We start from the raw sequence: 24,008 nt of genomic DNA on the forward strand, positions 1-24,008 counted from the left end.
CGAACCCGGTATCTGCCCTCGGGATCGCGCCGGCACCCACCCAATCTCTCCATTCTCACGCATAGCGCCGCCGCATCCGCGCGGGCGCCCAGGACAGCCATGCCCAAATCCAAGCAAACACAAGACCCCCAATCGCCGCTGCTGCCCGATCCCGAGATCCGGGTCCGGGCCATTGCGGACCGCTTCTGCACCGCCATGCTCAAGGCCGCGCTGCCCGGGAGTCTGGTTGCAGCTCTCACGGCGAACAGGCCCGTCGTGGTCATTCTCGAAGCGCCCGGAGCGGACTGGGTCGACTATCTCGAAGAGCATCTGCGCGAGGTCTATCCCCAGGCCCTGGTGGTGGCCCGCCATGAGAGTGCGGGCCGCGGACTTGCCGGCTGGACCAGTTCGTCGCTGATGCCCTTCCTCCACTCCCGCTCGGTGATCGGCGTCTCCCAGGATCCTGAGGGGCTGCTGCCCTCCCTGCTGCTCGACACCGCCGACCACAAGCCCGATCTGGCGCGCCCCGACTACGCCATGGTGCGGGACTGCATCATCGATCTCACCACCTGCATGCCGCGTGCCCTCAAGGCCGAGCATCTCGCAGGGCTCGATGCCGGTCAGTTGCTGGCGGCCCTGCGTCCGGCAGCCAGCGCCGGGGCCATGGCCAAACGCCTTGCCGCCATCGCCAAAAGGCAGAGCGGGGCGCAGAACGTGCCGGACGCGCCACACATCGACACGCTGTGCGTGCCCGACAACGTGTCGGACTGGGCGAGGCGGGTGGTGACCGACCTGCCGCAGGGCAAGACCGCCGGTCTTGAACATGTCCTGCTCGAAGGCCCGCCCGGCACCGGCAAGACGCTGCTGGCGCACTCGCTCGCCGCGAGTGCCGGACTGCCTCTGGTGATGACCAATGCCGCGAACTGGCTGCAGACCGGCAAGGGACATCTTTCCGATGTCCTCTCCGCCCAGGCGAGTTTCTTTGCCGAGCTCCATCGCCTGGCCCCGGCCATCGGGGTGATCGATGAGCTCGATTCCGTGCCCAACCGGCAGGATCTGCGTGGCGAATATGACCCCTGGTGGGTCAGCCTCACCAATAGCCTGCTCACCGGCATCGACCAGATGGTGGCGTCAGGCAAGCCGGTGCTGCTGATCGGCATCACCAATCATGTCCAGCGGCTCGATCCGGCCCTGATCCGCGCCGGGCGCCTGGGGCAGCACCTAACGCTGCCGCCACCCCACTCGGGCAGCCAGCGTCTTTCCATGCTCAAGCTGCATCTGCCCGAAGCGCTCCAGAAGGCCGATCTGACCCATCTTTTGCCCTTCCTTGGCACCCAGACCCAGGCCGAGCTCAAGCAGTTGGCGGTGCTGGCGACGGCCGAGGCCACCAAGGAGAACAAATCACCCGCTCTTGAGCATCTCCTTGCGGTCCTCGTGCCGCCCGACACCCGTCCAACTGAACTGCGTCGCGCGGTGGCGCTGCACGAGGCCGGTCATGCGGTGATGGCTCTCTATCTGGGGCGTCCGGTCCACTCGGTCTCGATCCTGCCCGGGGCCGGGCATGAGGGTGAGACCGATATTGCCGAGCCGCCCGCCGGCATTATCACCGCCGGTGTCCTCGAGGACAATGTGCGCATCCTCCTGGCCGGTCGCGCCGCCGATATGCTGGCCGGGCGCGGGGCCAATACCGGCGCCCGCTCGGACATCGCCCGGGCCGCCGAACTCATTCACGACGCCTGCTTCGAGCTCTTTCTTTATGGACCCACCCGCCAATGGGCCGGGCAGGGGGCCGAGTTCAAGGATCGCCGGCGCCTCGTCGAGGAGCGATTGGGTCGTCTGCTCGATGAAACCATCGCCATCCTCACCCCGCTCCGCCTGGCGCTCGAGGCCGTGACCGAGGCTCTCCTCGCCAAACCCGTGCTCACCGGCACCGAACTCACGGCGCTGCTTGAGCCGCACGATCTCGGCGGCTCAAGCAGCGCCGAGCCCAACAATCCCACAGATCCCTCCACTCCCTGAAAGGACCCGAACCCATGATGATCCTTCCGCCCTTCGATATCGCCGTCTCCAACCGGAGCGGCAGCATCGGCCTGATGGATCTCGACCGCCTGATCGATGTCGATGACGACAAGCTCAGCGAGCATATGCGCCGCAAGATCGCGGCGGCCCGCAAGTCGCTGCAGCGTTTACGCGCCGGCTGGTGCCCCGGACCCGACATTCTCGAACTGGCGCCGCGCCTCCATGACTGGCGCTTTATCCAGGTCGAACCCCGCGGCACAATCCTGGTCGGCACGGTCATCGGCCATCCGCGCCTCGGTGACCGGCCCTATGTGCAGACCTCCTACCTCATCGGGCTCGATGCCACCCATCTCAAATGGGCCCGCACCCTGTCGCGGTTTTATGTCCTGGGAGAGCCGATGGGTTATCCGGTAGGGTAGGTTTGGTGAAACCAAGCTTTGGGCGGGGGTGAAAGCTGCCGCCCCCGGCAATCGCCGTAGGGCGTAGGGCTTCAGTCAGTCTACCCTAGTCACCATCGCCCAAGCCACGGCGGCTAGCCCCTGGTTTTCTGCCCTATTATTCTGGTGCGGCAAGCAGCCCGGTGATCGCGCAGATCGCTGCGAAGGTAACGGTCACGGTGAGAATGCCGAACATGGCATTCGTCAGTCCCATTGTGAAGAAACCAGCCACGAGTGTCGCGATCAAGACCACGTTTGCCCTCTTGCCCGGCTTTTCTGGAGACCGGATGATTTCCACGACCGGCGCCAGCAGGAACAGAATATAAGCGCCAACGCCGAAAAGCCCCGCACTGGCGGCCATGTCGGCAAGATCGTTGTGAAGGTGCGGCGCGCCGCCAAAGGAGGTATCGGCGAGGCCATCGGCAACGGCCGTGAAGGCCAGCGGACCGTGCCCCACAATCGGAGCTTCGAGAAACGCCCTGAAGCCGCCGAGATACATCTGCAGGCGTAGTGCGGTAGAGCCGTCGGTGGGTGCGCCGCTTGATAAAGTAGCAGCGATATCGGCGAGAACTCGCTGAACCCCTGATATCTGGGCGCCGCCCAACACCAAGAATCCGGCGACCACCACGATTAGGCAAACCCCCAAGGCCAGCATTAGGCGGAGTGAAAAAAGCCGATGAAGTACCGCGGTCACGACTGCGATGGCCAGCATGGCGACAACCGCAACCACAGCGCCTCTTGTCCCGGAAAGAAGCACCGCAATCAGGGCCATCACTGGTGCCAGACCGAACATGAATCTCCAACGCGCCTTGACCACCAGGGCGCCAATGAGCGCCGTGGATCCCACCAGCAGGGCCACATCTGCAAAATGAATGGGGTTGGCCACCAATCCACCCGCTCGCGTCGTGCCAGTCGACTGGACTTCGAACATCGCCATGATCGCGGCACCGCTCGCCCCGCAAAGCGCAAGGACGCCGGAAAGCAGGGCCAACTGGGGGCGGCCACTTGACTGCAACAAGGTCACGAGCGGCCAGATTGCCAGCAGTGGCGCAAAATAGAGTAGCCCGACCAGCCCATTGGCCCCGGCGCTAATTCCGTATGCGGTGGCGACCAATACCAGACCGGCCAGCGGCATCCAGACGATGGGACGCCGAACCTGCACTATTGCCTCGGGCCACATCAGAGAAAATCCCAGGGCCCCGGCAACGAGGAACAGCATATTCCCCGCCTCTGGTGCCACGGGCGCCATGGCCAGGACAGCGATCAGCGCGATGGTCGGGACGATGCTTCTGAGGCCTTGGGTCATGGCGTTCAAATATCGGGGCTTCAGGACACCTGCAAGCGGGGACCCGATCCTCTGGCATAGTCCGAACGGGGCGGTGAAGCGAATTGGTCACACCCGGCCAGGGTTTGCACATTCTTCATTGCTCACGCCTACATTGGCCGGTAGGTTGTCGTCCGCGGGCGTTTCGGCTTTGGACGGCGTTGCGTTTCTTAAGTCGGCGTAGTGTGAGCATGGCAACCCGGAGTTCCAGAGCAAAGAACGCGGAAGGGGCTTTGCGATGAAGTCCGGCATGCGCGCATTGCCGCTCATGGTGGCCGCGCTTATCCTGACCGGTGCGTCCGGACTAGCGCCCGCCGCGGCGCAGGGCCTTGTGCCGCAGGACTTCTTTTCCGCCCCCATTGATCCGTCATCCCCCACGGAAATCGAGGCCGAGGAACTGGTTTTCGACTCCGTGAGCAATGTCATTACTGCCCGGGGCGACGTCTTACTGAAAGTGAGCGGCTACGTACTGACCGGTCGAGAACTGGTCTATCGGCGCGCTGAAGGGGTCATGCAACTGATCGGCGACGCGACCGTCACGGATCCAGCCGGCAATGTGTCGCACAGTGATACGCTGGACCTGACCGGCGGACTCAAGCGGGCCGTGCTCGATAGTATGACCCTGACCGCCTATGACGGTTCGCGCATCACGGCAGACAGCGCCGAGTTCGACCAAGTGCTCAATTCCATCCTCACCAACGCGCAATACGCGCCCTGCGGTGAGTGCGTCGGGCCCCAGGGCCAGCGGATCGGCTGGTCGATCAGCGCCGCGCGGATCGTCCAGAACGCCGAGGACAATTCCATCACGCTCGAACAGCCCAGCATCGCGCTGTTGGGTATTCCTGTCGCCTGGCTGCCCTATCTCTGGCTGCCCGACATGAGCAACGAGGCGCTCGACAGCATCCCCAAGCCGAGCCTGGGCTATTCCGACGAGATCGGGGTCAAGGCCGAGTTCCCGTTCGCCGTCTATTCCACCCGAAACACCAGCGTGATCCTTTCGCCCACCCTGATGAGCCGGCAGGGCTTTCTGATGGGTGCTGAATGGATTCAGCGGTTCGATCGCGGCTCATTCCGCATCAAGGCGTCAGGCCTTTACCAGCGCGACAAGGCGGCCTTCACCTTTGCCGATGCGCAGCGTGACTGGCGCGGCGCCGTCCAGGCAGATGGCGCGTTCAAGCCGGTGGACGACTGGACCCTGGGGGCCGCCTATTCGATCTTCACCGACAGCGCCTATTTCGCCGATTATCTGCTCGACCCGCGGCGCTCGGCGGTCAACGAGGTCTACGCGACCCATCTGAGCGACGACACCTATATCGACGCCCGGATTCAGCAGTTTAACCTCCTGGGCAACAACACCAATCAGACACGTGACCAGCAGGGCATTGCGCTGCCCAATGTGCAAGTGGCCCGCAGCTTCACCCTCCCCGACGGGGCCGGGCGCATCGAGGTCGAGGGGCGCCTGCTGGCGATGCGGCGCGCCGCCGACTCGACGACAACGGCCAACTTCATTCCCTATGACTACGGCTATGCCGGCAACCGCATCCACGGCATGGCGCAGGCCAGCTGGCAGAACCAGTGGATCGCCGGCGGCGCGGTGGTGACGCCCTTCCTCGGCCTGCGGCTGGACGGTGCCAATTATGATGGCGGCAGCGGCCTCGCTAAGGCCCCTTCGGCGCAGACCTTGCTCAGCGCCACCCCCATTGCAGCGCTGGACGTGCGCTATCCGCTGGCGGCCTATGGCGGTGGGGTGACGCACCTGATCGAGCCGATCGCGCAGATCGTCTATCGTGGCGCTTCCGATACCGCGCCCGGGATCACCAACGAAGACTCCCAGAGCCTGGTCTTCGACGACACCAATGTGTTCAGCTACAACCGCTTCAGCGGCATCGACCGCCAGGAAACCGGCCTGCGCCTCAATGTCGGCGGCCGTTATCTCGCCAGCCTCAATGACGGCAGCTATGTGGAACTGGTCGGCGGCCAGTCCTTCCAGCTGGCCGGAACCAACGTCTTTGCCTTGCCCAACCGGCAGCAGGTGGGCGTCGGTTCCGGGCTTGAAAACGCGGCCTCCTACGCCGTCGTGGGCGCCTATGGCGCCATCGCCGACACAATCAAGGCCGGGGCCAAGCTGCAGGTCGATACGAGCAATCTCGCGATCTCCCGCGCCGGACTGGGCGTGAGCTACAACCGCGACGGCTGGTCGGGAGCACTCAATTACGGCTTTGCCGCCGCCACGCCGGCGACCGGCAATATCCGCGACATGCACGAAATCGGCGCCGAGCTTTCGGTGCCCGTGGCCGAATACTGGACTGTGACGGGCAAAGCCTATTGGGACATCAATGCCGGAAGCTACCTCCAGGTGGGCGGCGGCTTGACCTATAATGACGGCTATCTGGTGCTGTCCGGCGCGGTGACGCGAACCGGCCCGACCCACAGCTCGGCCAACGATCTGCGCGCCACCGCTACCTTCCGGCTTTTGGCGCCAGCGGGTCTGGATGTCGGCTATTCGGGCGCAGTGCCGATCAATAGCTGGCTTGAATAGGAGCGGGGACGATGACCAGAACGAAGCTTCTTTCCCTCGCCACCATGGCGCTGCTTGCCAGTCTTCTCACCGCCTGCACCAGCTTCACGCCGGTCTATGGCGACAGGCCCGGCGCCGGCATGGAATCGGTCAGGTTCAACTTCGCTTCCCCCGATAGCCGCATAGAGCAGATCATCTTCGATCGCCTCAAGCTGGCCTTTCCCGGCGAAGCGGGACCGAATGACCCGGTCCTCGACATCGCGGCAAGCGCGGTTTCGCTGCCCGGATCGATGTCGAATGCATTCGCCGTGGCCCGGCCGACCAATGTTCGGGTTCAGGCCACAGTGACCATCACCAACGACGACCGTGTGCTTTTCGAAGCCACCCGCTTCGCCGACACCGCCTATCAGAGCGGCAAGCTGACCCCAGTCGATATTGCATCGTCCCAAGGCGCCCAGGAAACGGCGGCGCGCGCCGCAGCCGAGTCCCTGCGGATCTCCGTCCTCTCCGGCTATCGCCCCGCGCCATAGCAGCACCTCGGGCGGCCTCACCAAAGACCCTCAAGACATGCCGCCGCTGCTTTGACCTGGGGAGCGCGGGTCAGGTCTCAACTCCCCGTGTCGAGCCTCAGTGGGAAGCGCTCCCATAAAGTCTCTTCTGTTCCTGCCAGGCCCTGAATTCCGCCTCCGGAAAGTCGCCACGGAGATAGCACTCATGCGCCGGCGCCAGCCGGGTGCGAAACTCGTCGAGCAGCAAGCGCCATCGAACGTAAAGCGGCGTTCGCGACGGGTAGGGTGGGGCGCCAAAGAGCCATCTGACGGTATTGCCGCCGCCGCCGACATCGGTCCTCAGCACGCGTGCGCCTGGCAGGCCGCCCCTGAACAAGAGATTGCCGATCGCCACCTGTTCATTGTCCCACAACCCGGCCGGCAGCCACTCCCTCTCCACCAGGAATTCCAACCGGTCGGAAAACTCTTCCGCGAAGTCCCGGCGCACGATCAGATCCCCAGCACTCATCATGGCAAGTGTCCGTCCCACCATCTTACGAGGGAACTTGCCGATGCGCATCCGTTGCGCCAGGTGCCAGGTGGTGTTGAGACTGATGCGCATGCCCTCGAGCTCGGAAGGCATGACGCTGACCGTCTTGCCCTTGAGATCCGGCATGAACCGACAGAGCCCGGCGTCCACCCACAACAGGAACTCAGCGTCCGTTTCCCGGGCCGCGCGTTTGAGTAACTCGGGCTTGGACATGACGATCATGCCATATTCGACGAGGTTGAAGGCGATGTCGCGCCGATTGACGGCCTCGCTGCCCTCGACGATCTCCTCGATCCGGCTGCGATGCCCGAACATGGTCAGCTCGTCCTTCGTCACCCGAATAATGCGGTCTCCCCGTTTGGGACGAACCGCGCTGGCATCGAAGGCGGGGTCGAGAAAGATGATGAAGGGCAGCGGCGCTTGCAGCGTCTGGTTCAGCCAGGCGACATATTGGTCCGGCGTGCGGTTGTCATAGCCGCCCCGGCCCACATCGTAAAATCCTGTCACTGCGGTAATTGTCATCTCATTTCCTGCCCGATCGTGCCTGGGTCAGGTAGCAGCGAATGGCCACGGGCAAAAGACCGGAACGTGATGTCGAGACCTTTTGGCACCGCCGTGGCGCCCGTCTTCGCAGCGATTGCGTGGTCTTGAACCTTGCCCAGCACAGGCCATAAGCGCTGAGACCGGCACTATCGCGCATTGGCCAGAAATCCGGGCCTTCCGAGGGGCCAAACCCGCGCAAAACCGGGCCCGTTCCAGGCAATGCCCGTCATCCTCGATGCGCGTTAACCATTGAGAACAAAGCGCCAACATCGGCGTTGACAGCCAGAAGAACTTCCGCTCTCCTGACCAGCGTCGGTTCCATTCCGGGCCGATCCCGAGGCCGCGTCTCCTCATGAGGCGCTGGTTCGCCCCCGCGAACCAGAGGCGGCTGACAGTGTGTTGGAGCACACTGCCAGCCTAACCAAGGGCACTCACTGCTTCCACAGGAGAAACCCAATGGCTGATGCCATTCTGGGCGCGGATGCGCCCGCCCGCAAGCGCGCTTCGAGCGATATCCCCCACACCCGTCCCATCATGGTGCTCGACGGCCTCGTCGCCGATCCGCGAGGGAGCGCTCGTCATCGCCTCGTCCGGTCTCATTGATGCCCATAGTCAGGTGGCGCGCCGGGTCAACCCGCCTCTGCGTCAGGGAACGGCATCGCCGCAGCCCATCAAGAAGGGCGTGCAGCATCTCAGGGTCGTTTCGCCCGAACCCGACATCTTCTTTGCTTCGGGCATCGACCGCTCCTATTTCGTCCAGGAGCCGCGGCTGCGGCAGAAGGGCATCTACCTCGCCCTCTATGGCAGCGCCGTCTATGTCGGCCGTTCCGGGGACACGGCCTGCCGCATTGCCTGGGGCGCGCATCTGCGGCGCAATGGCCTGCCCGATCGCATCATCGCGGCGGTCGACAAGCATCAGCTGATGAGCGAAGCCCAGGCCCGCACCGCCGAGCGCCTTGCCGCCCGACGGGTCAACAAGCATCCGGGACTCACGCTCATCAATGCTCTCCCGGCCGGCGATCGGCTCGATTCCGGTCCCTATATGGCCACCGATCGCTTCGTCGCCACCTTCTTCGAGCGCATCGAACAGGCTGGGCTGCTTGATCCCGTTGCCCCCGCTGCGGGACCGTTCGACAGGACCAATCCTGGGCCGTTCGAACCCCAGCCGCTCGAAGCCGCACCGGACGGGCAGGGGGAAGGCCAGCACCTCATCATGGAAAGCTGCGGCGTCACCGCCCAGGCGAGGATTGCGGACGGCAAGTTCTTCGTGCTGGCGGGCAGTCAGGTCCGGCTCGAGCCTGTCCCTTCGGCCGGCAGCGCCGCGCTCAAGGAGCGCCAGGATCTCTCGCACGATGGCGGCCTCGTTCGTGAGGGCGATCATCTGGTCCTGACCGTGGATGTCGGTTTCGACACGCCATCGGGCGCCGCCAATTTCGTGGCCGGCTCAAGGGTCAAACCCGAGCTTTGGCGGCCATTGGCCGAGGCTCGCGGCATGGGCCCCAAGACATGGGGTCCCAAGACCTGAGGCCCCAAGACCTGAGGCCCACACCGTAACGGGTGGCTCCGGGCCACCCGCATCCCCTCTTTCTCCCTTTTGCTGCGGCGCGCGAAGACGCGGCCGCCAAGGAACCATCATGGCCAATTTTGAAAACATGACCCTCGCCCTCGAGGATGAGGAGTTCGACAATGCCGATACGGTCGAGGCCGCGACCGACGCCAAGCCAATCCGGCCCGATCGGCTGCTCGTGGAGGCTTTGCTCAAGGGAAGGACCGCGGCGATCCGGGCCGCTTTGCGCTCGGACGTGCCACAGGTCATCCAGATCGTGTCGCCCAGCCCGGCCTGGGCTCTGGCTCTCAGCCGGGAGGTCAAACTCGCTCATCCGCGAGTGCGAACCCTGACCGTGACTGAGGTCAAGAAGGACAAGAATGCATGGATCGTGCCCGAAATGCAGGCACAGCTGATGAGCGGGGTGCATTGCCTTCTTTCGACCACGGACCAGCCAGACCTTCTTGCCGTCGAAGTTCAGGGCGCGATCGACCTGCGCCTAGAGTTGCCGCGGATCCACGTTGCCGCTCTCAATCGCGCCATTCGCGCCTTTTGCGGCCAGCGGGCGAACGGTCTTGCGACCGAGGATATCGAAAAGCTCGATTTTTCCGATCTGATCATGGCCATGCGTCCCGGCAGTTCGGCCCGAAATTGCGTTCGGCGCATCAAGGCCCTGGCCGCAAAGCAGCGGGTGGCCCGGGGTGCCGCGCGGCGCAGCACCGGACCGCGTCTCGCAGATCTGCCGCTGCCGACCACTGTCCGGGGCTGGGCGATGAGCTGTCTCGACGATCTCAATCAGGTCTGGGGAGGCACGCTGGACCCGCGGCAATTGCGCTTTGCTGTGCTCGAAGGGCCCCCGGGCACGGGCAAGACGATGATTGCCGAAGCCTTGGCGCGCTCGGCGGGCTGGCACCTGGTATCGGCGACCATGGGGGACTGGTTCGACAGCAGCGATGGGCATCTGGGCGGCGTCAGCAAGGCCATCGTCCGCTTCTTCGACACGCTGCTCGAGACCGAAAATTGCGTCGGCTTCATCGATGAACTCGATGGCCTGCCCGATCGCGCCACGCTCGATGCCCGCGACCGGCAATGGTGGACCCCGGTCGTCAACCTATTCCTCAAGCAGATCGATCGCGTCCGCAGCTCGGGCAGGCCGGTGATGATCATCGGCGCGACCAATTTCTTCGAGCGTCTCGATGCGGCCTTGGTGCGCCCCGGACGCATGGAGCGGCGTGTGCATGTGCCGGTGCCTGAGACCGAGGACGAGGTTCGCGCCATCTTCGCCCACTATCTGGCGCCCGAGATTCGGGCCAGCGAACTGGGGAGTGTCGCCAGCATTGCCGCCGGCGCGACGCCGGCGCAGATCGAGGCCTGGGTCAAGCAGGCGCGGGCGGAGGCGCGTCATCATGACAGAGAGCTCACGATTGAGGACGTGCTCGATGTGGTGGCGCCCCCCGATGCGCGTGACCCCGATGAAATCCGGGCGATCGCCCTTCATGAAGCGGGGCACGCTTTTGTTGCGACGCGGCTCGGGATCGGGATCAAGCACGTCTCGATCATTGCCAAGGGCGGCAGCGGCGGGGTCACGCGCACCGTGCCGCCTGGGGCGATGCTCAATCGCCAGCAGCTCGAGGATATCGTCACGGTTTCGATGGCCGGGCGTGCCGCCGATCTTGTCCTCGGGGACCTTGGTGCCCATTCGGGTGCGGCGGTCGATATCCAGCTGGCCACCGCGCTGCTTTTGCGCGGGCTGTGCGAATGGGGGCTTTATGACACGCTGGGACAGCTCGATCCCAACAGCGAGGCCGCTTTCGACTTTGCCGATGAAGCCGTCAAGCGTCTGCTGCACCGGGCCCTCAAGCTGATCACGCTGCACCGTCGGCAGGTCTTGGCCCTTGCCAGCGAACTCCAGAAGCGGCGTTTCCTCAAGGGCGATGCGGTCAAGTGCATCCTCGACCGTCACGCTATGGGCGAGGCGAACGCTGAGGCTGTGGCGGGCCCATCGAGCCGAAAGCCTCGCAAGGCGCCGTCCAATGCGCAGGTGACCCCGAAATGACCGCGCATTGGCTGAAACACATCGGCCGGCTCGATGGTGCCTTTTCCGATCACACGCTCCGGTCCTACCGGAGCGATTTCGGGCTCTTTGCCGCCTGGTGCCGCAAGCGCCGGCGGCCCTTCCTGCCGGCCACCGGCGAGACGGTCGCCGCCTATATCGAAGCCGAGCGGATGTGTCTCAAGCCAGGGACGCTCAAGCGGCGCCTCGCGGCAATCCGGAAGCTCCATCAGCTGGCAGGTGAAGGAGATCCCACGAGAGACGCAGAAGTTGATCTCGCCATGCGGCGCGCCAGCCGGGCCCAACCATCCCGTCCTCAGCAGGCGCTGGGCATCACCGCTGAGAGGCGGGATCGTCTTCTCGCCCAATGCACCGACGACCTGATCGGCCTCCGTGACCGGGTCCTGGTCAGTGTTGGGTTCGACACTTTGTGTCGCCGCGGTGAGTTGGTGGCCCTGTCCGTCACCGACCTCACCAAACGAGAGGATGGCCGGTACAACGTGCTCATCCGCCGCGCCAAGAACGATCCCGAGGGCGCTGGCCGAACCGCGCATCTCTCGACGCGCAGCAGCGCGCTCGTGGACGATTGGTTCACCGCGATCGGCGCGACGAGAGGACCACTCCTGCGCCCGGTCTATCGGAGCCGGGCATTGGTACTTTATCTCGAGCCGCTTACCATCGGCCGGGTGCTCAAGAAGCTCTCGAAACGTGCAGACCTGCAGACGACCGGACCGTCAAAAGTATCTGGCCACTCACTTCGCGTGGGCGCCGCCCAGCAATTGGTGCTCAACGGTCGCGGCATTCTCCAGGTCATGAGGGCAGGGGGATGGCGGTCAATGAACGTCGTGGCCCGCTATGTAGAGAATGTCGATCTTGACGTTTGGAGTTAGTTCTAATGCCTCAGCCTACTCCTTCCATCAGCCCGGATCTCACCCGGTTCCGTCTGCAGTTCAACGAACACAACGGCCATCTGCTCGGCATTGAGCGGATCGATCCGTAGCTTTTCCGAGCGTGTCCCGAACTGCGCCCGCTTGAGCATGGCAACGATCGATTCCAGCCGAGCGGTGATCGGTGAACGTCTTCCTGGCGTGGGCAGCAGCGATCATCGCCTTGATGTCGTCGGTGTCATCAGGAAGTTGCTGCGGATCTGCCGGGTTCAGGCCCACATAATGGCACAAAACACCCCGGATTGCCTCAGCTTTTTGCGCTAGTGAGTCAGTCTGCCGCACGCTTTTGCCCAGCCGGTTGCGAGATGCTCTCAGGTACACTTGTACACTCGTTTCCAGTCCATCCCCTCCGGCAGCGCCGGCAGTTGCGCAGTGCTAAACTGAATCCGGCTGCGGCCGATCCGCGGCCAGCAGAATGCCGCCTTCTCCAACCGCTTGGCGAGGCAAAGGCTGGCCCCACCCCACCAAACGATCTTGATCCGATCGGCCCGTTTGCCTGGAACACATAGAGAGAGCCGTCGAACGGATCGGCGTCGGCATCACGCACCAGGCAAAGAAGACCATCAGATCCTTTCCCAAAGTCCACCGGCTGGCCAGCCAGGAACAACTTCACGCCCGAGGGGGGGCATGCCGAGCGCAGGGCGCGAAGCACACGGCGCAAATGATCCTCATCAACGTCAGCGCCGACACGGACCAGCATGCCATCTACGAAAAACTCGACGGCCGTGCCGTCCGCCGTTCCTGCCCCCGTCGCGCTCTTCCTCACCCGCTCTACTTTACCCATGCGGCCCTCGGACCGCCAGCCGAACAGCTGCGATGGCAAGATCCCGATCTCACGCGCGAGCCCTGACGCGTTCGCACCCGGCCCCAGACTCCGCGCGACCATCGCGGCCCGATTCGGAACAGCCTTGATCACGTGGGAACTTCTATCCGCGCGCATAGTCGCAGACATCGAACACCTACCACCAACCAGAGGGTGCCAAATACCGCTGCCTCAACCCGCTGAACAGAGGGGGTCAGCTTGGCGCTATGGGTATTCCCCGCCATTTTGAGTATAACGCTCGCGCCGATGCTCACAAACCAGATGGTCGTCGTGTTGCGGGGATCGCGCAAATTGATGTTTGCTGGGCGACGACCGGAACGCATTTCGTGAATCAAGCTTGATGGGATAAGTAGGAGTCCTGACATGAAAAATCAAATCAAGACAAAATGCCCGCATTGCGGCATTGAAAATCGAATAGACGTCGCAGAGCGCGCGGATGAGCTCTTGACAATATCCTGCAGCACTTGTGGAAAGACAATATCAACAATAGGCCAAGCTCGCGCGATAATTGCGCAGCAAGCGGCCGGCATCGGCGCTGGCGAGCTTGCGGATGATCATGTACCTCTAGGCGGTCCGCCTTTTGGTGAAACCACCTAAACTTGCGCTCTGCGAAACGAGTACTACATGTGCGACCTTTTGAACCGTCAATGTGGCGCTGAAAGGTCAGCGGCTTGCCGTTGGGTCTCGTCATCGGACTTGCGGACAGAAATTCAAGTTCCGAACCCGCCATTTCCGGCGCAGACCAAGGAGGTCTTCGAACAGTCCGTGTTGGCTATATGGCTGACCACGCAATGCTTCCTGCAATCTCGCGGGCGGATAGAGAAGTCTCGTGAACCTCAGTCATGGGCTGATCTGAAAAACCTCCGCAGCTTCGATTTCCGATATCGTGATGGCGTGGTCGGGAGCGCCACGCCACACCAGTGCGCGCTGTTGAGGAACCCTCTTCGGGAGGACACAAGATTGATTGCCGCTAACTCGCTCTGGTCAGTCGCTGACTGGAATGGCAGTCGTATGCGACGTAGAATGGATCGAGCTTAATGCCCATGTAACGATTGACGCTTGTTGAAAGGGTCTATACCGCTTATGCGATGTCCAGCGCTAGTTCAATGCTGTCGTGAAAAGTTCGATACCGTCCCTGTCGTTGGCAGCGTTTGTTGGAAAACGTGAGCACCGCATCTCTGATTTACAAAATTCGTCGCGACGGAGCGCATTCAATATGAAGTATACTGTCAAATGTGGTGACGGTAATTGATATTTTTGTGCGCGGGTATTTATGTTGCTTTAGATGGCCGCTAATATTCGCCTCTTAGCTGTTCTCGCGAATTGCAAGCTTTACAGCCGGAATATGATCCGACACTATATTCTTAACATTCCGCGAGCGTGGAAGCGCGGCTTGTTGGTTGTCTTTGATTTCGCAGTATTGTCAACGGCACTTTGGCTTAGCTTCGCACTTCGTCTGGACCAGTGGGCGTTGCCCAAAACGTCATTCGATCTGATGAAGATATTTCTGGCTCCATTGCTCGCTATTCCGATATTCGTCCGCATGGGGCTTTACAGGGCAGTGCTTCGTTACCTGCCGGAGCGCGCATTATGGAAAATTCTGCAAGCCATAACACTGAGCGTAGTCTTATGGGTTCTTGCAGCCTTTCTGCTGCAAATGACCGGCAACGGTACCGTACCGCGATCTGTACCAGTAATCTATTGGGCGCTTTCAACTACTGTCATCATTGGCAGTAGATTGGCGGCGAAGCGGCTATTGTGGCCAAATGCCAAGTCCAATTCCCCTAACTCATCTGCCATTGTGATTTATGGTGCTGGCCAGGCCGGAACGCAACTGGCCCAGTCGCTGGTTAGTAGCCACTTCATAGTCGGCTTTCTCGACGACGATACTCATCTTCAATACAGAGAATTGCTTGGCATACGAGTTTTTCCGCCCTCACATCTACCTACGCTTATTCGCGACTTCGGTGTGAAGAAGGTGATACTGTCGATGCCCACACTTTCAGTGGCGCGGCGCAAGGAAATTGTCGCCAATTTGAGCGGGATGGGTGTGACCGTGCAGTCCCTCCCAGGTCTGACCGACCTTGTGACTGGGAAGTACTTGGTCAGCCAAGTCAAGGAAATCCAGATTGACGATTTGTTGGGCCGATCATCCGTTCCTCCCGACATGGCTCTGCTAAAGAAGATGGTTGCCGGTCGAACGATCATGGTATCGGGGGCCGGAGGGTCGATTGGGTCCGAGCTTTGCCGCAAGATCGCCAGTCTGCATCCGCAGCGGCTGGTGACGCTCGACGCCAACGAGTTTGCCCTCTACCAGATCGATCGCGAGCTGTCCGGCACGCCGGGCCTATCGACTGTTCCTGTACTTGGCTCGGTCATCAACAAGCGGCTTGTCGACCAAGTCATGCAAGAAAATAGTGTGGACGTCGTGTTTCACGCTGCTGCTTACAAGCATGTGCCACTGGTTGAGGCCAACGCGCTTGAGGGTATCGAGAACAATGTCTTCGGCACGCTCTCCATCCTTGATGCTTCACTGCATTGTGGGGTCCAGGATTTCGTGCTGATTTCCTCGGATAAGGCGGTTCGGCCAACCAATGTCATGGGCGCCACCAAACGTTGGGCGGAACTGCTCGTCCGCCAAAAGGCCGCGGAGGCCCTGAAGTCGGACCTCAACCGTCATTTCTGTACCGTGCGCTTCGGAAACGTCCTCGGCTCAAACGGCTCGGTAGTTCCCCTCTTCAAGGAGCAGATCGCGGCAGGTGGCCCAATTACCCTGACCGACTCGGCGATGACGCGCTATTTCATGTCAATTCAGGAAGCGGCCGAATTGATCGTCCAGGCCGGCGGCATGTCCAAAGGCGGCGACATCTTCCTGCTCGACATGGGCGAGCCCATTCTGATCGCTGAACTGGCGGAGAACATGGTTCGCCTCGCGGGCATGACGGTGCGAAACGAAGGCAATCCGGACGGCGAGATCCAGATCATCGCCACTGGGAAGCGGCCGGGCGAGAAGCTCTACGAAGAGCTGTTCTACGATCCCTCAAGGGCCGAGACGACATCGCACCCGAAGATCCTCAAGGTTGATGCTGCGCTTTATCTGGCGCTGCCCGAGCGGCTTCGCGAGTTGCGCGATGCCCTCGATCAGAAGGATGAGCGCGCGGCGAGGCGCATCCTGTTTGATGCGATCAATGCCGCAGAAGAGCAGCCCAGTCGCTAGAGGTCGGCGGCCTCGGCGATGAGCTGGGAGAGGCGCTGCACCGCCTCGCTCATCTGATCGACATCCTCGAAACTCAGCGCATCGAGGCTACCCCAGACGGATGCCGTCGGGTGCTCGAGGCCCCAATAGATCAGGGCTCCAACAAAGGCGGCGAGCGCGGTCTCGTCAGCCGGAGGCTGCTGGCATGCGACCTCGATGGCCTTACCGATGTCCTCTCCTTCGGCGACGCGATAGCCGCCATTGTTGACGAGGAGAATCGGGTTGGCGCCGAAAAACAGCGCCGGCCGCCCCAGCAGGACCGCTTCCAGCCCTGCAGTCCCAGTGATCGTTGCGGTCAGTTGCGCCTGGCTCTGCACCTCAAAGCCGCTGATGAATGGGTCGATGAGCCGCACATTGGGGAGGCGGGACAGGGCCTTGTAGAGATCGGCGGGCCGCCTGCCGAGCATCGGCCTGTGTTCCTTGACGGCAATGAGCCAGCCGGCCGGCAGGCCAGCATGGAGCTTTTCGATGACCGCCAGTTGATCAGTCTGTTCTGGCGCCGATACGAGTAGGCTCGCCTCCGGCTCGAAATGCAGTGGAAAGTAGATGGTCTTGCGCCCCCTCAGGTCGTCCAGCTTGCCAAACCTGCCCGTTGCCAGATGCCATCGCCCGACAATGGCCCGGCGCCACTCGAACACCAGGCGCGCGAGTGGATAGGGGTAGCGCATGTTCGCCGGAGCGACATTGCGGAGGCTGCGCCAGAGCAGCGCCGCGCTATCGAGCAATCGGGGCCAGGGCACCGGGCGGTTTACGGGGTTGGCCATATATTCTGGCGCCGCCGGCCAATTGCGGAATGCCTGCAAGGCAGGTCGGCCACGCTCCGCAAGCTGCTCCAGCACCTGCCTGTCCTGGTCCTGCGCTGCCTGGAACTGGTCGGCAAAGGTGAGGCGCATGTTCAGCGGATCGTCGAACAGATTGATGATCTGTCCGAACCCGGTCGCCTTGGGGGAAATGAACGGAATGCCCCGGCGTTTCGCCAGGTGGGCCAGCGCCACGCCCGGTGCGTCCTGCACGGAAGTGGCAACGATCGCCCGGTAATGCCCTTCGTCGAGCACACCGTCGAGATAGTCCAGCATGCCGGCGATATAGGCCTCGGCGACGCGCAAATTTTTCGTCGCGTGGCGCAATGGCGAGAGCGGATGGAGCCCATGCGGAATGACGCCGCTCGTGAGTTCGCGATCGGAGATCAGTATGTCCTGAACGGTGCCACGGCCCAGCGCCGCGCGCCATTTCTCCAGCCCCGCGGCCGGTCCCGTCAGCCACAACGCTTCGATATCGCAGATGGCCTCCACGCGATCGAAGCGAAAGCGGTTTTGTTCGCGCAGAGCGGTTGCTGTGCCGCTTTCGACAGAGACGATTGCATCGGCGCCGAATACACCCCCGCGGCTCGCGAAAGCCCGGGCGAGATGCGCCGTCCAGGCCGCGAAGTCGACATTGGTGTGAAAGAGGATTCTCACTTCTAGATGAAACGCTCTGCCGCCCGGTCGATATTGGGATCCCCCTCCCGGAAGAACCGCTCGACCTGGTCCATATACCAGTACGGCGGACCGAAGGGCTCATTGGTCAGCGGGCGGGCCGCGTAGTCATAGGGGATCATCAGTTCGTCGCTGGCCGTGTATTCGAGCAGCAGAGCGCAACGTTCGACGAAGCCCTCGGGCAGGGTGAGCGACCTGGGGTCGGACAGCATGCGTTCATAGTCGGCGCGGTCGGTCGGATGCAGCAGGCCGACCGGATAGTCGATCGGTCCCCAGTCCGAACAAATGATGCACGGAATTCCATGCAGGCCGAGCTCGAGCCCGGACGTGCCGTTCCAGAGGACGCCCAAATCCACGAGCGCGAAGAGGGTGTGCAGGTTGAACCAGCTATGGCCGAGAATGACCACGTTATCCGGCACCACCTGCTCAATCATGTCGGTGAAATATTGCGCCACGCGGCCCGCGATTTCCGGACGCGATTCATAGGGATGGGGCTTTATCAGGTAGAGGATGTTGGGATTTCGGCGCGCCACGTCCACTGTGTGATTGAGCCAATCGAACATACCGTCATGGGCAGGGCCGCGCTCGTATGGCGTCGAGAGATCGAACACCATCTTGCCCAGCACAACCACGACCGGCCGGCCGGATTGCTTGTGCGCCACGATCCGGTCCATCGCCGAGCGGGCGCTGGCCGACATGGTCGCGCGGTCCGTCGCCCGGTTGGATTTGGTCCAAGTGAGCGCACGCTCGGTGATTTTCTTGACGTCCTGGCCGCGGGCGACCCAGGCGTCGAAGTCGACCTTGGCCGGCAGGTAGGGATTGGAATATGGCCACTTGCGCGTCATGTTGTCCAAGGTGATGCGCGTGGACAGGCGCGCCTTGTCCGCATAATAGGTCTGGTAGCCCTGCTGGACCCAGACGAAGTGCATGTCGCGGTCCTTGCCGCGCTCGCGGCAGAAGATGTTCCAGACCGCATTGGGCACGAATTGTCCCGAGGCGCCGACCACGCGGACCGGCTTGCCGTTGCCCGCCACCGAATTGGCGATGCGGAACGCCTGGTGAAGGGTGCTATCCGCCACCTTGAGCAATTCGATGAAGATCCTTTCGACATCGGAGTTGGGCGGCATGTCGACGGTGTAGCGCCCGAAATGCCGGCTCAGTGCTTCCCAGATTGGGTGGTAGAAGTTCATGCCCGCGGCTTCGACCTGACCCTTTTTCCAATCGATCGTCCAATCGAAATTGAGGGAATCCTGGCGGCCGAGTTCGATGGCGAAGAACCGATCCACGGTGTCGTCACCAGTGCGTTCGGCATGGAAGGGCCAGTTGTCGGTCACGACGAGGGCCCAGCCCAGCTGCTTGAGGCGGATGATGACCATGAGCAGGCTCGCCAGCGTGTAGGTATCGTTCTGGGTCGAAAAGAACACGTAGCCCTTGGGATCTTTTGGCTGCGGCACGCGGCTGAGGATGTCGTGCGACTGCCGCCAGAACGTCCGCGTCCGCATGGCGTAGCGAATGGTGCGCAACTTGCGCATGACGCCCGAAAAGTTCGCGGCGAGGAACGTGATGACGGCCGCCACGACCAGCAGCAGCAGCACGATGAAGTAGCCGGTCCGCCACCATCCAAGATCGGCGCCCGACGGCGTGACGATGGCATAGGAGGTCACCACCATCGCCGCGAGAAAGAACAGGCGGGCATTGAGGCCGCCGACCATGCGCGAAAACTGTGCCAGGCGGGCATAGCGAGCGGCGCCCAGTCTCCTGATATCCTCGGGGTCGCTGATGAGGTGTCCGGGCCGGATGCGCTTGGCGGCCTTGCGAATGATGAAGGCGGCGATCAGGCCTGCCGTTGCCGGGATCAACCAGCGTTCGGGCGCGAAGTTCAGACCCTCATGGACGACCCCGAAACTCCGGCTCAGCGTGGGATCCATGGCAATCAGCCCGGCGAGCGCGCCGACACCGAACACGACAAGGACCGACAGCGCCAGCATGCTGCCCATGCCCACAAAGAGCGGAACGGCGACATAGTAGTAGATCGACGGGAGGGGCAGGGCCCGCCGGATGAGCCATGAGCCAATGGCCAGGCTGGCTACCGCGATCGCCACCGAAAGCCAGCCCAGCCCGAACTTCCAAAGCGCCAGCTCCACGGCGATGAACGACACGCCAAACGCCATGGCCTGCAACTGCGGGCCATAGGAAGCGAATGAGACACTGCCCGAGCGCCACCAGGTCAGAAGGAAGAAAATCCCAAGTATGGCCAGGCCGGACATCAAGAGGGCGCCATCGCCCATGGCCGGCAGGACTTCCGGATAGGGTGAGCTGAAGTGCTGCGGAATGGCGAACCAGGACGGTTCAGTGCGCTGTCCGAAGGCCAAGGCGAGAACGCCCAGGATCAAAGCAAAGATATAGAATCCATAGAGGACGCGGCCCGGCCGGGCCGCGATTGCGGAGATTGCTTTGACCATACTGTCCAGTTCCTCGGGCGGGCGTCCGCTGCATCCCTAGTCAACTGGAAGGGTTAGTCAAGGCGTTGACGCACCCAGTTCAGTGCCCGGTTATAGGAAATGAGCGTCACGTGCAGACTATGGGCAGCGGCGGCGTACAAACGCGGTGAACCGCGAAGGAAGGAGCGCACCCGCATCTTGAGCGTGGGGACGAGCGCGTCGGAAGCGCGCTTGAGGGCGACATGCCGCTCATCATGGCTTCGCTGCGGCGCCCTGTGCAGCGCGTGGTCGAAGAACGAGAGCCAGAGCGGCCGCCGAGCGGCCCAGCTTTGCTCTTTTATGGCCGCAAGGTTTTCCTGGCTCAACTGGTGCCGAAGATCCGGGGTGGAGACCATATGCCGGATGGCTTCGGCGAAGGCCTGGGGTGTCCGCTCGACAATGAGGTCGCGCTGCGCCGGCCCGAGGCACATCCGGACAATGCCGACATCCGTGGAAATGATCGGGACGCCGGAAGCCATGGCTTCCAGCACCGGGTTTGGCGTACCCTCGAACAGGGATGCGCAGAGCAGGGCATCCAGCTCGTTGTAGAAGTCGGCAACGGCCTTGCGCGGCATCCACTTCTCCGCCCGGTCGGCCAGTCTGAGCTCGACTGGCAGGCCCTCCTGCTGCAACTGCTCGATGGCGGGACGAATGACCGAATTGAGCCCCTTAGCGTCCGGAATGCCTTCGAGAAGCCCCCACTGGCTGTTGCCGACCCAGCCGATCCTGAACGCTCGATCGGTCTCTTGCAGCCGTTCAAGGGCATTCGGCCGGTAGTAGGCGGTGTCGACGCCGTCGGCGAGGATGGCCACCGGCTCTGGCATGCCGGGCAGGTTGCGGTAAATCTCGTCGAGAATGGGCGAGGCAGTGAAATAGGCGTCCAGCGCGGAAAGAACGCGCGCCTGGCGGGCAGCATCGGCAGGGCTGAGGCCGCTGTGATCATAGACGCTGGTGGTGAGGACATGCCTCGACAGCCGGCGCAGTGCCTCGCCCTCGGGCCAGCGGGCAGACGCTTCGGCGCGCCTGCCCAGTCCCCGATCCAGAAGATCGAACCAGAGCTGCCGCCAGAAGACATGGATGACAGTGTCGTCGGGCAGGCTTGCGAGCTCAACCAGAAGGGTCGCCAGGTCAGGATGATCCATGACGTAGTGGCGGCTGATCTCGAACTCCTGTTCGAGGGCCGGGGAGACCTGATTGGCAATATTGTCAAAGGCCCAATCCTGGACGTCGATGACCAGGGCGAGGCGTCTTTTTCCGCTCATAAGCTTGCTTCTCTTTTCACGGCCTTCGCCTGGTAGATTGCCAGAAACTGCGCCGAAACATCGCGTTCATCCACGACCTTTGTTTCCAGCATGGCAGCGGAGGTCATGCCCATGGCGCGGGTCTTCGCCGGGTCGGCAATGGCGGAGGCCAGGGCCGCCTCCAGCTCCTGCGTCGTCCCTGTATCCACCATCCACCCGTTGCTGCCGTCCTCGATGACCTGTGCGATGGATGGCTGCCGCGACCCGATAAGGGCGCAGCCGCAGGCCGCCGCTTCGATCAGGACCCGAGGAAAGCCTTCCCGGAGACGGGTCGGGAGGCAGACGATATCAGCTCCGCGGAGAAGATCGGGCATGGCCTCGGCCGACACCGGGCCGAGATGCCGTACCCATCCCTGTTGCTCCGCTTCAGCGATTGCGGCGGGATCGATGGCGTCGGGATTGCCGGGATCGGGAAGTCCGGCAACCAGAAAGTCGGCCTCCGCTCCCGATTGGCGGAACTTACTCGCCATCTCCAGGAACATATCTATACCTTTGGCGCGCAAGAGGCGCGAGGCAAAGAGTATCGTGAGGCGCCCGGTCCGTGGCTGCGACGGCGGCGTGAAGGCTCGGGTGTCGATGCCCGCACCAAAGAGCGCGTGTGTCTGGTCCGGCGCGAAAATGCCGTAGCGGACCAAGGTGTCCGCGTCTGCCTGGTTTTCGAAGGTCGCCGCGCAGTTGAGGCGCGCCGTGGCGAGCTTGAGGGCCTTTACGACGATTGTCCTGCGCAGGGCACTGGCGCCGCCCCCCGCTTCGAATACCCGCCCGAGCCCGGCAAAGGTGAAGACCGCCCTGGTGCGGGTCCTCTGCCGGCTTAACGCCAGGGCCAGTCCGGCCATCAGGATTGGCTTGATGGTTATGCAATGCATCACATCCGGACGGAAGGTTCGCAGCAGCGAGCGAACTTTGCGGACGAGACCGATATCGGGCAGGAGGTTGAGACGGTGGCGATCAACGGCGATAGGGTGAAACTCGACCTCCGGCGGCAAGGCGGCGGCAAGGCTGCTGTCTCCCCCGCAGACTAGCGCCAGGCGGCCGCCGCTTGCAAGGATCGCCCGCGCCAGTGGCAGCCGGTGTGCGAGGAAATAGGGCAGGTCGTTGCAGACAATGAGGACGTTCATGAAGTCGGGCCCGCCCCGGCGGCAGGGGTAACCTGGACCAGGTCCGACCACCGGGAAAAGAACAGCTCATCGCTGAATCGGTCGGAAATGCCGCATGCCTCGCGACCGAGCCGCTCCGCCAGGTCACGGTCCACGATCAGCCGGCGCATCGCTTCCGACAATCGCTCGACGTCGTCGACAGGCACAAGTAGACCGTTCTGGCCGTCGATGATCATATCGGCCGGGCCACTATCGCAATCGGCCGCGACGACCGCAAGTCCAAGACTCATCGCCTCCGCAAGGGCCAGCCCAAAGCCCTCATAGCGGGATGGAAACACGAAGTTCTCGAATGCCGACAGCGCCGAGACCGGGTCGTCCGTCCGCCCGCGAAAATGGACCCGCTCCGCAATTCCCAGTTGCCGAGCCAGATTGTCCAGCGCTGCGCGCTCATTGCCTTCGCCATAGATGGTCACGGCTGCATTTGGAAATTCGGCGGCCAGGGGCACGAAGGCCCGGACCAGCACGTCGAAACCCTTCTGCCATGCCAGACGCCCGAGGGCGACGAACTGGCGGGGGCCCGCGGTCGGTGCACCTGTGCGATCAAGTCGGGGGGCCGGATTGGGTATGCTGACGGCCTTGGCCTGCCAGGCTGCCGGAAACCCGCTGACGACGCCGTTGCTGACCCCGACAATCCTGTGGGCCCGTGGATAGGTCAGGTTGCGCAGACTATTCCAGAACCGGCCGATGGCATGACGACGAACCGAATTATGTTCCACGACCACGACGGGCACCGCTATGCCCATTGTGGCGATCAGCGCCAACACGTTGGTGCGGTCACCATGGGCGACGACGAGATCGGGTTGGATCGCCCGCAATGACCGGCGCATATGGAGGCTCGACGCCACCAGCCTGGCCATTCTGCCGACCGGATTGGCAGCGGAGCTCGGATGAGAGAGGCTGACATGCGCGACCCCTACCGGGATGGGCATGGAATTGGCCGCATCCGCCACCGTGACAACTGTCACCGTCGCGCCCTTGCTCGACCAATCCTGCCCCAGCTTCAGCGCAAGCGACTCTGCACCACCTCGATCGATCGAGTGCAGAACAATGGCAATTCGCTTGGCCCGCGCGGGTGGATGCGTCATTGGTCTAAAGCCCGGCTCGGAGTTTGA

Annotated in this window: 19 protein-coding genes and 1 pseudogene; 11 read left to right on the forward strand and 9 right to left on the reverse strand. The window is 62.8% G+C overall.

Annotated elements, in window-relative coordinates; all coding sequences use genetic code 11:
* Positions 1-99: 99 nt before the first annotated feature.
* Positions 100-1,998: an AAA family ATPase gene (locus tag K1X15_RS04065; RefSeq protein ID WP_220306206.1), complete on the forward strand. Its 1,899-nt coding sequence runs from the start codon at positions 100-102 to the stop codon at positions 1,996-1,998.
* 14 nt (positions 1,999-2,012) lie between these two features.
* Positions 2,013-2,417, forward strand: a complete 405-nt coding sequence (locus tag K1X15_RS04070; RefSeq protein WP_220306207.1) for a DUF6634 family protein — start codon at positions 2,013-2,015, stop codon at positions 2,415-2,417.
* A 136-nt stretch (positions 2,418-2,553) separates the two neighbouring features.
* Here the strand turns inward: K1X15_RS04070 and K1X15_RS04075 are convergent, their stop codons facing one another.
* Positions 2,554-3,741, reverse strand: a complete 1,188-nt coding sequence (locus K1X15_RS04075; RefSeq protein WP_240549730.1) for an O-antigen ligase family protein — start codon at positions 3,739-3,741, stop codon at positions 2,554-2,556.
* Positions 3,742-4,009: 268 nt separating this feature from the next.
* Between K1X15_RS04075 and K1X15_RS04080 the strand changes: the two genes are divergently transcribed.
* Positions 4,010-6,298 carry an LPS-assembly protein LptD gene (locus K1X15_RS04080; RefSeq protein WP_220306209.1) on the forward strand — a complete coding sequence of 763 codons (2,289 nt, stop codon included), beginning with the start codon at positions 4,010-4,012 and terminating at the stop codon, positions 6,296-6,298.
* A gap of 11 nt (positions 6,299-6,309) precedes the next feature.
* A complete protein-coding gene (locus K1X15_RS04085) occupies positions 6,310-6,807 on the forward strand; it encodes a hypothetical protein (protein ID WP_220306210.1) in 498 nt (165 codons plus the stop codon).
* Positions 6,808-6,904: 97 nt separating this feature from the next.
* Here K1X15_RS04085 and K1X15_RS04090 read toward each other — a convergent pair whose 3' ends face one another.
* The gene (locus tag K1X15_RS04090; RefSeq protein ID WP_220306211.1) at positions 6,905-7,837 is read right to left on the reverse strand and encodes a WlaTC/HtrL family glycosyltransferase; all 933 of its coding nucleotides are present in this window, start codon (positions 7,835-7,837) and stop codon (positions 6,905-6,907) included.
* 477 nt (positions 7,838-8,314) lie between these two features.
* Here K1X15_RS04090 and K1X15_RS04095 point away from each other — a divergent pair, with 477 nt between their 5' ends.
* The 4 genes from K1X15_RS04095 (at position 8,315) to K1X15_RS04110 (ending at position 12,347) form a co-directional block, all read left to right on the forward strand.
* Positions 8,315-8,461 carry a hypothetical protein gene (locus tag K1X15_RS04095; protein ID WP_220306212.1) on the forward strand — a complete coding sequence of 49 codons (147 nt, stop codon included), beginning with the start codon at positions 8,315-8,317 and terminating at the stop codon, positions 8,459-8,461.
* Between the two features lie 79 nt (positions 8,462-8,540).
* Positions 8,541-9,383, forward strand: coding sequence for a DUF4357 domain-containing protein (locus tag K1X15_RS04100; protein WP_220306213.1), 843 nt, complete (start codon positions 8,541-8,543; stop codon positions 9,381-9,383).
* A gap of 109 nt (positions 9,384-9,492) precedes the next feature.
* Positions 9,493-11,460, forward strand: a complete 1,968-nt coding sequence (locus K1X15_RS04105; protein WP_220306214.1) for an AAA family ATPase — start codon at positions 9,493-9,495, stop codon at positions 11,458-11,460.
* Positions 11,457-12,347 (forward strand): tyrosine-type recombinase/integrase, encoded by an 891-nt coding sequence (locus tag K1X15_RS04110; protein ID WP_220306215.1) that lies wholly within the window; start codon positions 11,457-11,459, stop codon positions 12,345-12,347. The genes K1X15_RS04105 and K1X15_RS04110 overlap by 4 nt, the downstream gene beginning before the upstream one ends.
* A gap of 2 nt (positions 12,348-12,349) precedes the next feature.
* Here K1X15_RS04110 and K1X15_RS21560 read toward each other — a convergent pair whose 3' ends face one another.
* Positions 12,350-12,496, reverse strand: coding sequence for an IS66 family transposase (locus K1X15_RS21560; protein WP_220306216.1), 147 nt, complete (start codon positions 12,494-12,496; stop codon positions 12,350-12,352).
* A 219-nt stretch (positions 12,497-12,715) separates the two neighbouring features.
* Positions 12,716-12,889: pseudogene (tnpB, locus tag K1X15_RS21565) on the reverse strand (IS66 family insertion sequence element accessory protein TnpB); the annotation flags it as partial.
* A 176-nt stretch (positions 12,890-13,065) separates the two neighbouring features.
* Here tnpB and K1X15_RS04125 point away from each other — a divergent pair.
* The 3 genes from K1X15_RS04125 (at position 13,066) to K1X15_RS04135 (ending at position 16,444) form a co-directional block, all read left to right on the forward strand.
* Complete coding sequence (locus K1X15_RS04125; RefSeq protein ID WP_220307661.1) at positions 13,066-13,254, forward strand: hypothetical protein; 189 nt, start codon at positions 13,066-13,068, stop codon at positions 13,252-13,254.
* A 336-nt stretch (positions 13,255-13,590) separates the two neighbouring features.
* On the forward strand, positions 13,591-13,824 hold the full coding sequence (locus tag K1X15_RS04130) for a hypothetical protein (RefSeq protein WP_220306217.1): 234 nt from the start codon (positions 13,591-13,593) through the stop codon (positions 13,822-13,824).
* A 796-nt stretch (positions 13,825-14,620) separates the two neighbouring features.
* A complete protein-coding gene (locus K1X15_RS04135; protein ID WP_338033488.1) occupies positions 14,621-16,444 on the forward strand; it encodes a polysaccharide biosynthesis protein in 1,824 nt (607 codons plus the stop codon).
* On the opposite strand, the gene K1X15_RS04140 is transcribed toward K1X15_RS04135, so the two are convergent.
* From K1X15_RS04140 to K1X15_RS04160, 5 genes are read right to left on the reverse strand one after another with little or no spacing between them, the layout of a single operon-like run.
* Positions 16,441-17,940: a capsular biosynthesis protein gene (locus K1X15_RS04140; protein ID WP_220306219.1), complete on the reverse strand. Its 1,500-nt coding sequence runs from the start codon at positions 17,938-17,940 to the stop codon at positions 16,441-16,443. The two genes, K1X15_RS04135 and K1X15_RS04140, sit on opposite strands and share 4 nt — an antisense overlap.
* A gap of 2 nt (positions 17,941-17,942) precedes the next feature.
* On the reverse strand, positions 17,943-20,420 hold the full coding sequence (locus K1X15_RS04145) for a hypothetical protein (RefSeq protein WP_220306220.1): 2,478 nt from the start codon (positions 20,418-20,420) through the stop codon (positions 17,943-17,945).
* 53 nt (positions 20,421-20,473) lie between these two features.
* Positions 20,474-21,700 carry a glycosyltransferase family 4 protein gene (locus tag K1X15_RS04150; protein WP_220306221.1) on the reverse strand — a complete coding sequence of 409 codons (1,227 nt, stop codon included), beginning with the start codon at positions 21,698-21,700 and terminating at the stop codon, positions 20,474-20,476.
* Positions 21,697-22,857: a glycosyltransferase gene (locus tag K1X15_RS04155; RefSeq protein WP_220306222.1), complete on the reverse strand. Its 1,161-nt coding sequence runs from the start codon at positions 22,855-22,857 to the stop codon at positions 21,697-21,699. The genes K1X15_RS04150 and K1X15_RS04155 overlap by 4 nt, the downstream gene beginning before the upstream one ends.
* A complete protein-coding gene (locus tag K1X15_RS04160; RefSeq protein WP_220306223.1) occupies positions 22,854-23,981 on the reverse strand; it encodes a glycosyltransferase in 1,128 nt (375 codons plus the stop codon). Before K1X15_RS04160 ends, K1X15_RS04155 begins: the two co-directional genes overlap by 4 nt.
* Positions 23,982-24,008: the final 27 nt, after the last annotated feature.

It is taken from the genome of Devosia salina, from assembly GCF_019504385.1.
Classification (GTDB): Bacteria; Pseudomonadota; Alphaproteobacteria; order Rhizobiales; family Devosiaceae; genus Devosia; species Devosia salina.